A 12,791-nucleotide genomic window follows, 5' to 3' on the forward strand; every position below is an offset into this window, starting at 1 on the left:
AGTAGCTCTTTATTTATCCAATGATTCTACATTTCATCTAACTCTTTATTCATTTGACCAATTTTAAAATTAAAAAATAAGTTTTTTTGCTACCTCAAGACTTTTTATGATTTTAATTTATACACTCTTGCTTCATACGGCTGTAAAACAAAACTTTCAAGCGTTCCATCTTGCACATCATAATTGTGAATGACTAATTCTGAAAGATAATAAGTTATCTCTTTCGGGAGTTCAAACAAACACTCATTCTCAGTAAAATTCGCAATGACAAGTAATTGTTCATCTTTCCATGTTCTTACATAAGCAAAAATTGATGGATGGTTCTCTAATATTAAATCATATGTACCATACACAATGATTTCATGTTTTTTACGAAGCTCAATCAATTTTTTATAGTAATAAAAAATTGATTCTGAATCTTGTAATGCTTGTTCTACATTAATCTCTTTATAATTAGGATTGACTCTAATCCATGGTTCCCCAGTCGTAAATCCAGCGTGCTTATCCTGATTCCACTGCATTGGAGTACGTGCATTATCTCGCCCTTTTACATAAATAGATTGCATCACTTGTTCTTCATTTTCACCGCGCTCAATTACTTTTTCACGATACATATTTAATGTTTCAATATCACGATATTCATTAATGGAATCAAAACGAACATTTGTCATTCCAATTTCCTCTCCTTGATAAATGTAAGGAGTACCTTTCATCATATGAAGTACCGTCGCCAACATTTTCGCTGCTTCTATGCGATAGGTTGTATCATTGCCAAAGCGAGAGACAACGCGAGGTTGGTCATGATTATTCCAATACAAGCTGTTCCATCCTGTATATTCAAGAGCTTTTTGCCATTTTGTTAAATTTTGTTTTAGCGTAAGAAGAGAATATGGCTTTATATCCCATTTTCCACCTTCTCCAGAATCTAAGTCCATGTGTTCAAATTGAAATACCATCTGTAATTCTTGACGTTCTTCCGCTGTATAAAGTTTAGCTTCTTCTGTTGTGACACCAGGCATTTCACCAACGGTCATAATATCATATTTTGATAATACTTCTCGATTCATTTCATGCAAATACGTATGAATATTCGGCCCATTCATAAAATATTGATGCCCAGATACATACCCCTTTTCCTCTGTTTCCACAGTTGGTAATCCTTCTTCTTTGGAGATAAAGTTAATGACATCCATACGAAAACCATCTATCCCTTTTTCAAACCAAAATTTCATCATATCATAAACATCTTTTCGTACTTGTTCATTATCCCAATTTAAATCCGGTTGCTTTTTAGAAAATAAATGCAAATAATATTCATCCGTTGTTTCATCATATTGCCAAGCAGATCCGCTAAAAGCTGATTCCCAATTATTTGGCTCTTTCCCCTCTTTTCCTGATCGCCAAATATAGTAATCCCGATATGGATTATCTTTGGACTTACGTGACTCTATAAACCAATTATGTTCATCAGAAGTATGATTAACCACTAAATCCATCATTAATTTTATATTACGCTTATGCATTTCATGTAATAACTCTTCCCAATCTTCCATTGTCCCAAACTCAGTCATAATTTTACGATAGTCACTAATATCATAACCATTATCATCATTGGGAGATTCATAGACTGGAGATAACCAAACAACATCTATCCCTAATTTCTGTAAATAATCTAACTTTGAAATAATCCCTCGAAGATCACCAATTCCATCACCATTGCTATCCATAAAACTACGTGGATAAATTTGATAGACAACACTTTCTTTCCACCATTGCTTTGTCATCTTGCTACCTCCATTTCTCTTTAATAAAATGATTTTTTAACGCAAGCGTTTTCATTAATGAATGATATCAAATTCCAGAAAAAATGAAAACGTTTTATTTCTGTCTTTTTTTATTTGATTTTCTCTTCTATTCGTTTATAATAAAAAAAGAAAACGTTTGCATTTTTCTGAGGGAGGAAAAGTCATGGCGGAGCTTAAATTAGAAAACATTTATAAGATATATGATAATAATATAACGGCAGTAACAGATTTCAATTTACATATTCAAGACAAAGAATTTATTGTATTCGTCGGTCCATCTGGATGCGGAAAATCAACAACATTACGCATGATAGCTGGACTGGAGGACATCTCTAAAGGTAAATTTTTGATTGATGAGAAATTAATGAATGATGTTCCTCCAAAAGATCGAGATATTGCAATGGTTTTTCAAAACTATGCACTCTACCCACATATGAGCGTTTATGATAATATGGCATTTGGTCTTAAATTACGTAAAATACCAAAAGCAGAAATCGACCGTCGTGTAAAAGAGGCCGCTCAAATTTTAGGCCTTGAACAATATTTAAATCGAAAACCGAAAGCGTTATCAGGAGGACAAAGACAACGTGTTGCATTGGGACGTGCAATTGTTCGTGATGCAAAAGTCTTTTTAATGGATGAACCGTTATCTAATTTAGATGCAAAATTACGTGTAGCTATGCGCTCAGAAATTTCTAAGTTACATCAACGTCTTGGCACAACAACAATTTATGTAACACATGATCAAACAGAAGCGATGACAATGGCATCTCGCCTCGTTGTTATGAAAGATGGAAAAATTCAACAAATCGGTTCACCAAAAGAAGTATATGAAACACCAGAGAACATTTTTGTTGGTGGTTTTATTGGCTCACCTGCTATGAATTTCTTCCGTGGTAAGCTCACAGAAGAAGATTTTGTTATAGATCATACAGTAAAAATTAAAGTACCAGAAGGAAAAATGAAACAATTACGTGAACAAGGATATGTCAATCAAGAAATCGTTCTTGGAATTCGCCCAGAAGATATTCATGATGAATTATTATTTTTAGAGGCTTCACAAAAAACAACCTTTATAAGTACAGTTGAAGTTGCAGAATTACTAGGAGCAGAATCTATTTTATATATGAAACTAGGAAATCAAGACTTTGCTGCACGCGTCGATGCAAGACATACCTTCAAATCTGGCGACCAAATTAAACTTGCCTTTGATTTAAATAAAGCACATTTCTTTGATTGCAAAACAGAAAAACGCATTCGCTAATATACAAAAAAACCGTCCACGCACAAATCGAGGGCGGTTTTCCACTATTATACCAGGGCTTCAACTGTATGAAATGATTGCTTCTTTGCACTAATAACACCAAAGATAGGCAAATCCGTTAGCATCACTTCTTCTTGCTGTTTCATAAATGATGACGTCAATTGTTTTATTTCTATCGAAACGTCATTCATACAAAGTACATTGGAATCGTTTCCTTGTTGATCAAAGAAAATAGCGTCAATTTTATATAGCACAGCATTATGAAATAACATATCAATGCGATGATATGTAGCAATGGCGACATCAATAACATGTTGCCAATCCCTCTGTCTGTCCATATTATGGGATACAAATCGTGCTTCTCCACCTAAATTTACTATCTCTTCTGCTGTCGCTTGTCCGCTTTCTCTATTAATATCCGTTACAATCACTTTGGCACCGTTTGATGCCAATAAAAGAGCTGTACTACGTCCAATACCAATACCACCACCAGTTACAACGATGACCTTTCCTGCAAGTTTCATTGTCATTACCCCTTCTAAAAGTCCTACCGTCCTTCAGTATACTCCTTTCCTAGATAAATCCGCAAGCAGGAACAGCCATTCCCTCGACAGCAACTTTGAACTAGTTTTCTTTTCCTAACTCATATAAGACCCTCACAAAACCTGTGTAAAGTGAAATGTTTTGTGAGGATTTTCTTCATCCCCACTAACGATAAGTCGTTACCAATCGAGCTGCCCTAAAATAGCGAGATAAATTGTAAATTGATTAAAAAATAAGGATGTACGAATGTTAGAAAAACTAACGCTCATACATCCTTCCTCCCTATAGAGGGAGGATCACATAGATTGCTTCCTTATATTCATTCTATACTTGTCTTCCATTCTTTATTCTCTCTTAAACGAGACTCATTACTTTCGTCTTTGTAACTAAATCATGGAATCCACAATTATCTTGACGAAATAGCATCATATATACATTACATATCGCTGGGATTCCAAGAAATACTATGTTCGGTACTAACAATACAAAAAAACGTACAAGTAGCATTCGTATCGTTAACGTTTCCCTTGTTAATGATATAAGTTTTATTCTAGTGATTTTTTTCCCAATGGTACAACCATTCCAAATAAAGGGGAGAAAAATAAAATAAATGGCCATTAATATAAAAACAAGTGTAAGATCATATCGATAATCACCCAAGCTAACATTAAAACGATTAAAAATCGCACTGTAGTTTCCGGTTAAGATAGCTACAATCACCCCGTATAAAACAGAGATGAGAAACATATCAATTATGGAAGCACCAATGCGATTCATTACCACCGCTGGGCGATGCATCTTTAACTTCATCTTATGTCGACTCCTTCGTATCCTTCTTTACTCGTTTCATCGTATCATTTCTAAAAAACATTGTAAACTAGCGTTTCCTTCTCATTTCTTGTACAATGTGTTACAACAGCATTGTAAGGAGGTACTCATATTGAGACGATGGATCATTCTATTTGTCACTATATTACTCACAGGTTGTACAGAAAGCGCACATCATCCAGCTTATACTATTAATGAGGAATATGAACTGATTAATACTTCCGGGAATGCATTTGAACTGTTCCCAACGCAAGATGCTGTATATGCGACACAATATGTCCCCGCAAACATAACAGAAGTTGCCTGGGATGATAGATATATTATCGCAAAACAAATTGAGGAAAAATCAGATCCACATAACCCTGAGTCAACATTAACGAATAAACAAAACGAGTACTATTGGATTATTGATATCAAACAAAATAAACGATTTGGACCGTATAATAAAAAACAATTTCAAGAACAAAAAGATGCTTTTAAAATAAAAAAACAGTTTCAAAAGGTAGATACGTACGTAAAAGAAATAGAAAAACAATCAGCTGAAACATAAAGCTGATTGTTTTTTGTATTCATGATATTTCATTTGGATAGCGCCATGTTGAACGTTTGTGGTTCTGAGATTGTTTCATGCGTATCCTTATTTACGAGAACATCTGTTGTAAATGAAATGTTTGTAACATCTGTTTTTCCATCTTCAAGTATCAGCCCAATCATACCATCCCTCGTTTCACCTGGGTTATACTCCTCTCTTGATACACTTTCTGCTCCAGCGATTGTATTCTCTTCATATAAGAAATTCTGCTTTGTTACATTGAATTGCTGTGTTTCATTAATCACAACATCATTTATAGCGGAAAACTGCATAGCTTTATCTCCACTGTTTTCTACTTTATATGAAATCTCAACATAGCGTATAGTGTCCTTAATTTCTTGACCACTTAAAGAAGCATATAATTCAGCGTCTTCTTGACTCACTTTATCTCCAAGTCTGCGCTGCACTTCCTCTGGACTTAAAGCTGTATAAACTTTCAATGTATCCTTTGCCTCTTTACTCATTTGTGATAGCTCAATAACTTTCACATCTTGTACATGAATTTTCACTGGCGCTACTTCGAATGTTTGATTTACATGTTTCAATTTTTGTAATTTAAATGTTCCCCATCCTTTTTCTTTTACAGCTTGTCCAACTTTTTTCAATTCTTTACCACCATATTCAGCCGTCTCTGGAATTGCTTCTACCTTCTTCTTCGGTTCTTTCTTTTCTTCCTTTTGAAAGCAACCACTTAATATCAAGAGACAACTACATAAAATACCAATACTTTTCCATACTTTCATCTTCTATTACTCCTAACACTTTCATTCATTTAACAAAATACTGTTTTCATTTTATATAGAACGGAAACAGTGAAAATCCTGTAAACAACACTTGTAAACCTGGATACTATTATACTCTCTATTTGTAAAATATGAAAACAGAAGTCTACTCTACTTTGGCACCATACTGTATGAAACAAAGTAAGAGAATATCTCCTTTTTTTCATAGCTAACGCATGAATTCATATGTATATTTATCCGCCATTTTAGGCCAGTAACAGCCCGATTGGTGAAAACTCATAATCAGTAAGGGATGAAGAAAACTCCCACTGATTAAAATTTAACTTTATCATACCGATTCCCTTCATTTCTATGCAATATTTATTTTCACATTGGTATATCTACACATTCAATGATAGAATTTTTATAATAAGGAATAAAGAGAATGGAGAAATATTTTGTCCATAACACTCGTCTTTTTTCTGATTTTCATGCCGCTTTTCATAAGTACATATCTCTGCTTTTCTTTTGGAAGCATTTAAAAATAATAAAATATATTCCCGCACTAGTTGGTCTTTTTTTCTACAGTGTTACTTTTCCTTTTCAAGAGACATACATATGGATGGGAAGGATTAGGATTTGGAGTTTTATAATTTATTCTTTTACTTGCAAGCTGTCTTACTCTCGTATTCGCTGCTATACTAGAAACAAAATCTTCGATGAATTGAGATTTATATATGGAATGAACACGACCCTTTTCTAAAAAGCATCTCTTTACCAAAAGAGCAAATTCATAATTTCACGGTTTATCCTTATTACTTACCTGTTATTCAGACATTACCATCACTTCATTTCCATCCAAATGTAACATTAAGAAGAAACTGAACATGATCAAAGAATGAAACTCTTTTTCGAAAATCGTGAGCGATTATTTCAACCATAAAAAAGAAGCGGTCACCGCCGCTTCTTTTTTATAATGCTTCTATAAATAATGCTACGCCAATACCGCCACCAACACAAAGGGAAGCAATTCCCTTTTTAAGACCTCGCCTTTTTAATTCATGAATTAAGCTTACCGTAATGCGTGCTCCTGTGCATCCAATTGGATGACCAAGACCTACACCACTACCATTCACATTTACTTTTTCACGATTTAAACCGAGTTCCTTTTCGACCGCCAAATATTGAGCCGCAAAAGCTTCATTAATTTCTAGTAAGTCGGCATCTTCCAGCGACCAATTCACTTTTTTTAATCCTTTACGAATTGCTGGCGCTGGACCAATTCCCATAATTTTAGGATCTACTCCGGCTACTGAATATCCTACAACTTTCGCTAATGGTTGCAATCCTTTTTCTTTCGCTTTCTCTTCACTCATTACTACTAAAACGGCGCTACCATCATTAATACCTGATGCATTTCCGGCCGTTACAGAACCGCCTTTACGAAATGCTGGTTTTAAATTTGCTAGCTTTTCCGCTGTAATATCAGCACGCGGATGTTCATCCTTCGAAAACACAACTTCTTTTCTTCGTTCCTTTATTGTAATCGGCACAATTTGTTTATCAAAATAACCAGATTCAATAGCTTGAAGAGCTAGCCGATGGCTACGCAGCGCAATTTCATCTTGTTCCTCTCTTGTAATGTTATATTGTTCCACTAAATTTTCTGCCGTTTCACCCATCATCATATGATGAAGAGGGTCTTCTAAAACTTCCCACACCGTATCACGAATTTCGCCGTGCTGAAGACGCTGTCCCCAGCGGTGCTGTTTTAACGCATAGGGGCTAGAGCTCATCGCCTCTACTCCGCCTGCAACGACAACATCACTAATACCTAACTGAATTTGCATTGCTGCAGACATAATCGCTTGCATCCCTGAAGAACATTGACGCTGAATCGTATAGCCTGTAACTGTTTCTGGAAATCCTGCTGCTAATGCAGCTGTTCGCGCTGTATTTGCCTCATCCGTTCGTTGAATGCAGTGTCCTAAAATGACTTCATCCACTTCATGTGGCTCTACTCCACCTTGCTTTACAGCTTCTTGAAGTACAGGAACCACTAATTCTACTGGTGTTATATTTTTGAGCGCTCCTCCGAAAGTTCCGATTGGTGAACGAACTGCTGCTGTAATCACAACATTCTGCATCTTATACTTACCCCTCTCTTATGTATCCTCATAAATTTTTAGATGGAATAACATAAGATGCCTATCTGTATGTATTATACTATAAACACCTCATAAAAATCAAAATATTCAAAATGAATTAAATATCAGACTTCTATTCTGTTAGCACATAGAAAAACCTTTGTAATTTTTTTGTTATCTTATTTAAATTGGACAATTCTCGTATTATTTTTTCCTATTTGAAACAAAGAATGCTGTAAACATTACAATTTATCAAATTGACCCATCAAAAAGGGAAGCATCCGCTTCCCTTTCTTTTGACTATTTTTGAAAACTTTCATATTTTACTGCTTCAAATGCCTGTTCAATTTCTTCGTTGCGGTAATGAACATATGTAAACCGCCCTAATTCTACTAATCTTGCAATTTCCTTCAGTGCCTTTTCATTGTCATATGTTGCTTGAATTGCAATATGTACATAAAATTTCATCAGTGGATGTTCATATAAAGGCTCCCCTACCTCTACATATACGTTCTCTACCCCTTGAACAACTTTTACATAACTGGCAAACTGATAGACCGCTTCTCGGTCTGAAACAATTTTTAATGTATACATACATTTCCCCCCTTGTTTTTACTATATCAAAAGGAAGTGCCACTCACTTCCTTTAACTATGAATATTTTCTGAATTCTAACTACACTTGTTGATCTGTAAAAAACAGCTGTTAATAAGCAACTTCACAAAAATCTCTCCTTAATAATCGCAGTTTCTATTGACATAGCGCAACCAGTACACAAAAAAGCGAGGCTTTATATGTACCCATTTCATAAATATTTTCCCTAACTTACCTAAAATCTAAATAGGTTGAACTTATTTTTTCCAATCGCCGTATAAATGCAAAGAATCTTGCTAACGACAATCAGGGGATAAAGTGAAGCTTTAATCGCTGGGGCTTCATCCCTCACTGATTATGTCTTCTCATTAACCAGACCATTATGAGATAAAATTACTTCTTACTTATAGTGATTCCATCTATACACATACTAGCTTTCTGTCATACTGTATAGCACTACTTTGTTTTCTTTTGAGGTGTTTTCCATGTCCCCGTATATAAACATATGCATCTGCATTACACCAGGGTCGAACATTACAAATAATCGTATCGCGAAAGATATAGCCGTTGCTGAATTTATCTGGCATCCTATATCGTTTCACATTCAAGATGTCCTTATATTAGACGATTCTTTCCGCTTTGATGATTATGAAATTAGCTATATTGCCTCTATTCAAGAACAACCAAAAGTTTCATCTTTTTTTCATACATGCGCTTCACAAGCTCCAAATTGTGACATTTATATTTGCTATATTGGGAGCAACTACTTTCAAGAACAATCGGTCATCGCCTGTGCTTATTCTTTAGCAAAACAAAAGCATCTTACCGGTTATATTATTTTGACAAATTCAGCTGCACCCATGCGAAACATTTATACACTCGCTCATGAAATCGGACATATTTTATTTACAAGACGCATTCATGGAAAACTTACCCATGCTGATCCTCATTCTCCCAATGGCTCTGAACATCACCCTTCAGCAAGTAACCTTATGCATAAAATTGTTCCGCGACCAGATAAGGTTCCCCTCGATGCTCTCCTAACAAAAGAACAAAAACAGTTAGCTTTACAGAGCATTTTATTGCATAAAGAAAAACAGTAACTCGAGAATACGTTACTGTTTAAATTAAAACGTCCCAATCTAAAAAACATATACATGTAGCACAGAAAAGAAATAAGCAACTAAAGGAGCATGTAATCACACGAAATACAATCTTATAATATTGATTCGAGAATATTCGCTTACACATCCAAAGTATCCCTTTTCCTATTAAGCCGCCCCGAAAAATATCCGGATGTATCTTCAAGCAAATTTCCAAAATACTCTTCATCTATTTTTTAACAAAAGTAGTATATAGACCTAAACTAGCAAATAAGAGAAAACAAGAGCGATTGACATATTAATGTACCTCCTCTCTCCTTCATTTATGCGTTTATTTCTTTTCTTGTCCTTTTTAAATCTATTTTCATTAATACAATTAAACTACCGTATAAAAAGATTGGTTCTAAAGCACTCAAATTCGTATCTTTCACCGCTGTACATTGAAATATAAACATAACGGTAAACAACACAACCACTTGAAGTAATCCCATCCAGCTTGCTAAACACATATTCATAATCGCCAATATGAATAGAAGTAACCCTCCTAATATATAACTTTGCACCGAAGATAAATAAAAGAGCGGTGGCTCATACCATTTGTTAAGTAGCATAATAAAAACAATCAAGCCTATTGGTAAAAGTATGATACCTATATATAATATCGAAAATTCTTTTAATTTACTTTTAAGAAATGCAGACTTACGAAAGCTAATGATTCCTAGAAGAATACTAATAGCCAATATAATCGGATAACCAATTATACTAATAAACGATATAGATACTGGCTCGTTCACACTATGAAATAACAGATTTGGAATCGACCAGTACGCAAATACACCTATTACAAGTGCGATTAATAACTTTCTATCCTTTTTTGTATCCCGTTCCATTTCTTTCGCCAATTCATCCGCATACTCTTTTGGTGAATCCCCAAAAATATCCTTAGCCGTCTTCTCTTCCTTTGCTCCCTCTATCAAATGAAGTTCAGCATCTTCTATAAAAGAATCAATATCTTCCTTCTTGATTCCCTTCATTACTAAATATACGGTCGTATCATCTAGAAATTGTTGTGCTTCTTTTGAGAGCATGTGTGCACCTTCTTTCCTTTCTCTCATTTGTTGTTTTTCTTTTTCTCTTCCAGCTTTATATGCAATCGCATGAGTACATATAAACTGATATACAAAAGCAGAATTTCTAATATCCCCCAATATACACTTTGTTCTTCCAATTGTTTAAATATAAACATAATGGAAAATGGTACAAGTATAACAAATATTCCAATCCACCCTAGTACATATACTTCCCCGATGATCAGCAACAGAAAAATAATCGCAGCTAATATATAACTTTGTATGATAGATAATTGTAAAACAGGTGTTCCATACCATTTATTTAAAAACATCAATAATACGAGTAATAGAATAGGAGTAAGTATAATGATATAGATCATGCTAAATTCTTTTATTTTACTTTGAAAAGATGACATCCGAAATGCAATTATAGTTCCAATAATTGTAATTAATAAAACAATTGGATAACCAATTACCTGTACATCCGTTAATGTAAACTGATGATTGGGATGATGAAATAAAATATTAGTCAACAGCCAATATCCACCAATCCCAATTATCATAGAAAATATAGTTTTCATATTTCCTACTTTATCTACTTCCATTTCTTTCGCTAATTCATCCGCATACTCTTTTGGCGAATCCCCAAAAATATCCTTAACCGTCTTCCCTTTCTTTTCTCCCTCTACCAAATGAAGTTCAGCATCTTCTAAAAATATGTCGATATCTTCCTCTTTAATTCCTTTTGTCAATAAATATACCTTTGTATCTGTTAAAAACTTTTCTCCTTCTTTGGAAATCTGCATCATCATTTTCTCCCCTTTCCTTGTAATAAACGCTCCACGCTACTACGCATCGCTTCCCAGCGCTCCATAAATTCATCGAGTGCATCTTCTCCTTTTTCTGTTAATGTATAATATTTTCGCTTTGGACCAGATGGCGATTCTTTCATTGTACTTGTAATGAGTCCTTCTTTTTGCATTCGGATTAATAGCGGATAAATACTGCCTTCACTCGCCATGGTGAAACCATACTTCGCTAACTTTTCACTCATTTCATATCCGTATATCTCTCCTTCAGAGATAATAGCAAGGAGACACCCTTCTAAAATTCCCTTTAGCATTTGACTTGTCGACATCATTCAAACCCTCCCTCTATCTTGTTATACAAGATAGATGTGTATGAGTATCTTGCTTTACAAAATAGTATAACAAAGACTATTTTGTAAAGCAAGATAACTAATTATCTTTTTCCAAATGTTTGCAGGATTTTCATTCTATACTCTCTAAATAATGCCAGTAAGACAAATCTCATCTTATATAAAGGAGTGTATTTCGTCATGGTTACAAACCAGGTTATTTTTCTAACAGGTGCGGCGAGTGGTATTGGATATGAAATGGCTACTACCTTTGCAAAAGAAGGAGCAAAAGTTGTCGTGAGCGATCGCCTTAAAGAGCGCGCCAAAAGTGCGGCTGAACAGTTACAAAAGATGGGTCATACAGCAATTGGATTAAAATGTGACGTGACGTCCGAGCAAGAAATCGAGGAAGCCATTGCTAAAACAGTAGCAGAATTTGGTTCGTTACATGTCCTAATCAATAACGCCGGTATGCAACATGTTTCCCCCATTGATGAATTTCCAACTGATACGTTCGAGCTTCTTATTAAAATTATGCAGATTGCACCGTTTATCGCAATAAAACATGCCTTTCCTATTATGAAAAAACAACAATATGGGCGCATTATTAATATTGCCTCGATTAATGGACTCGTTGGCTTCGCTGGAAAAGCTGCTTATAATAGCGCCAAACACGGTGTAATTGGATTAACAAAAGTAGCTGCGTTAGAAGGGGCAACGCATGGAATTACAGTAAATGCCCTTTGTCCAGGATACGTTGATACTCCTCTTGTCCGCAATCAACTCCAAGACCTAGCTCATACGAGAAATGTACCACTTAAGCGCGTATTAGAAGATGTTATTTACCCTCTTGTGCCGCAAAAAAGATTACTGGAAGTACAAGAGATTGCTAGCTACGCCTTATTTTTAGCCAGTGAACAAGCAAAAGGAATAACTGGACAAGCCGTTGTAATTGATGGAGGCTATACAGCCCAATAATTTTTCTA

At 34.9% G+C, this 12,791-nt stretch carries 12 protein-coding genes and 1 pseudogene; 4 read left to right on the top strand and 9 right to left on the bottom strand.

Annotated elements, in window-relative coordinates:
* Positions 1-104: 104 nt before the first annotated feature.
* Positions 105-1,784, bottom strand: coding sequence for a glycoside hydrolase family 13 protein (locus MR059_RS08135; RefSeq protein WP_012095175.1), 1,680 nt, complete (start codon positions 1,782-1,784; stop codon positions 105-107).
* A 184-nt stretch (positions 1,785-1,968) separates the two neighbouring features.
* Here MR059_RS08135 and MR059_RS08140 point away from each other — a divergent pair, with 184 nt between their 5' ends.
* Entirely contained in the window at positions 1,969-3,069 is a 1,101-nt protein-coding gene (locus tag MR059_RS08140) for an ABC transporter ATP-binding protein (RefSeq protein ID WP_012095176.1), read from the top strand.
* A 47-nt stretch (positions 3,070-3,116) separates the two neighbouring features.
* Here the strand turns inward: MR059_RS08140 and MR059_RS08145 are convergent.
* Both MR059_RS08145 and MR059_RS08150 read right to left on the bottom strand, forming a co-directional pair.
* Positions 3,117-3,623 (bottom strand): annotated as a pseudogene (locus tag MR059_RS08145) (SDR family NAD(P)-dependent oxidoreductase); the annotation flags it as partial.
* A 343-nt stretch (positions 3,624-3,966) separates the two neighbouring features.
* Complete coding sequence (locus MR059_RS08150) at positions 3,967-4,422, bottom strand: RDD family protein (RefSeq protein ID WP_012095178.1); 456 nt, start codon at positions 4,420-4,422, stop codon at positions 3,967-3,969.
* Between the two features lie 130 nt (positions 4,423-4,552).
* Here MR059_RS08150 and MR059_RS08155 point away from each other — a divergent pair, with 130 nt between their 5' ends.
* The gene (locus MR059_RS08155) at positions 4,553-4,990 is read left to right on the top strand and encodes a DUF3997 domain-containing protein (RefSeq protein WP_012095179.1); all 438 of its coding nucleotides are present in this window, start codon (positions 4,553-4,555) and stop codon (positions 4,988-4,990) included.
* A 29-nt stretch (positions 4,991-5,019) separates the two neighbouring features.
* Here the strand turns inward: MR059_RS08155 and MR059_RS08160 are convergent, their stop codons facing one another.
* The 3 genes from MR059_RS08160 to MR059_RS08175 form a co-directional block, all read right to left on the bottom strand.
* The gene (locus MR059_RS08160; protein ID WP_048721810.1) at positions 5,020-5,775 is read right to left on the bottom strand and encodes a hypothetical protein; all 756 of its coding nucleotides are present in this window, start codon (positions 5,773-5,775) and stop codon (positions 5,020-5,022) included.
* A gap of 950 nt (positions 5,776-6,725) precedes the next feature.
* On the bottom strand, positions 6,726-7,901 hold the full coding sequence (locus MR059_RS08170) for an acetyl-CoA C-acetyltransferase (RefSeq protein ID WP_012095181.1): 1,176 nt from the start codon (positions 7,899-7,901) through the stop codon (positions 6,726-6,728).
* Between the two features lie 300 nt (positions 7,902-8,201).
* Positions 8,202-8,495, bottom strand: coding sequence for a DUF3928 family protein (locus MR059_RS08175; protein WP_012095182.1), 294 nt, complete (start codon positions 8,493-8,495; stop codon positions 8,202-8,204).
* A gap of 484 nt (positions 8,496-8,979) precedes the next feature.
* Between MR059_RS08175 and MR059_RS08180 the strand changes: the two genes are divergently transcribed.
* Positions 8,980-9,597: an ImmA/IrrE family metallo-endopeptidase gene (locus MR059_RS08180; RefSeq protein WP_012095183.1), complete on the top strand. Its 618-nt coding sequence runs from the start codon at positions 8,980-8,982 to the stop codon at positions 9,595-9,597.
* 323 nt (positions 9,598-9,920) lie between these two features.
* Here MR059_RS08180 and MR059_RS08190 read toward each other — a convergent pair whose 3' ends face one another.
* From MR059_RS08190 to MR059_RS08200, 3 genes are read right to left on the bottom strand one after another with little or no spacing between them, the layout of a single operon-like run.
* Positions 9,921-10,685, bottom strand: coding sequence for a DUF1129 domain-containing protein (locus MR059_RS08190; protein WP_012095184.1), 765 nt, complete (start codon positions 10,683-10,685; stop codon positions 9,921-9,923).
* Between the two features lie 23 nt (positions 10,686-10,708).
* A complete protein-coding gene (locus MR059_RS08195; protein WP_041810518.1) occupies positions 10,709-11,473 on the bottom strand; it encodes a DUF1129 domain-containing protein in 765 nt (254 codons plus the stop codon).
* Positions 11,474-11,475: 2 nt separating this feature from the next.
* Positions 11,476-11,805, bottom strand: a complete 330-nt coding sequence (locus tag MR059_RS08200) for a PadR family transcriptional regulator (RefSeq protein WP_041809962.1) — start codon at positions 11,803-11,805, stop codon at positions 11,476-11,478.
* Between the two features lie 201 nt (positions 11,806-12,006).
* On the opposite strand from MR059_RS08200, the gene MR059_RS08205 reads away from it, so the two are divergent.
* Complete coding sequence (locus MR059_RS08205) at positions 12,007-12,783, top strand: 3-hydroxybutyrate dehydrogenase (RefSeq protein WP_012095187.1); 777 nt, start codon at positions 12,007-12,009, stop codon at positions 12,781-12,783.
* Positions 12,784-12,791: the final 8 nt, after the last annotated feature.

This window comes from Bacillus cereus group sp. BfR-BA-01522, assembly GCF_022662635.1.
Lineage (GTDB): Bacteria > Bacillota > Bacilli > Bacillales > Bacillaceae_G > Bacillus_A > Bacillus_A cytotoxicus.

What these genes read in the sequence shown, in the direction of transcription:
- MR059_RS08190 (WP_012095184.1), bottom strand. Translation starts at nt 10,685, where the DNA reads ATGCTCTCAAAAGAAGCACAACAATTTCTAGATGATACGACCGTATAT.
- MR059_RS08140 (WP_012095176.1), top strand. Translation starts at nt 1,969, where the DNA reads ATGGCGGAGCTTAAATTAGAAAACATTTATAAGATATATGATAATAAT.
- MR059_RS08180 (WP_012095183.1), top strand. Translation starts at nt 8,980, where the DNA reads ATGTCCCCGTATATAAACATATGCATCTGCATTACACCAGGGTCGAAC.
- MR059_RS08195 (WP_041810518.1), bottom strand. Translation starts at nt 11,473, where the DNA reads ATGCAGATTTCCAAAGAAGGAGAAAAGTTTTTAACAGATACAAAGGTA.
- MR059_RS08170 (WP_012095181.1), bottom strand. Translation starts at nt 7,901, where the DNA reads ATGCAGAATGTTGTGATTACAGCAGCAGTTCGTTCACCAATCGGAACT.
- MR059_RS08175 (WP_012095182.1), bottom strand. Translation starts at nt 8,495, where the DNA reads ATGTATACATTAAAAATTGTTTCAGACCGAGAAGCGGTCTATCAGTTT.
- MR059_RS08160 (WP_048721810.1), bottom strand. Translation starts at nt 5,775, where the DNA reads ATGAAAGTATGGAAAAGTATTGGTATTTTATGTAGTTGTCTCTTGATA.
- MR059_RS08205 (WP_012095187.1), top strand. Translation starts at nt 12,007, where the DNA reads ATGGTTACAAACCAGGTTATTTTTCTAACAGGTGCGGCGAGTGGTATT.
- MR059_RS08135 (WP_012095175.1), bottom strand. Translation starts at nt 1,784, where the DNA reads ATGACAAAGCAATGGTGGAAAGAAAGTGTTGTCTATCAAATTTATCCA.
- MR059_RS08200 (WP_041809962.1), bottom strand. Translation starts at nt 11,805, where the DNA reads ATGTCGACAAGTCAAATGCTAAAGGGAATTTTAGAAGGGTGTCTCCTT.
- MR059_RS08150 (WP_012095178.1), bottom strand. Translation starts at nt 4,422, where the DNA reads ATGAAGTTAAAGATGCATCGCCCAGCGGTGGTAATGAATCGCATTGGT.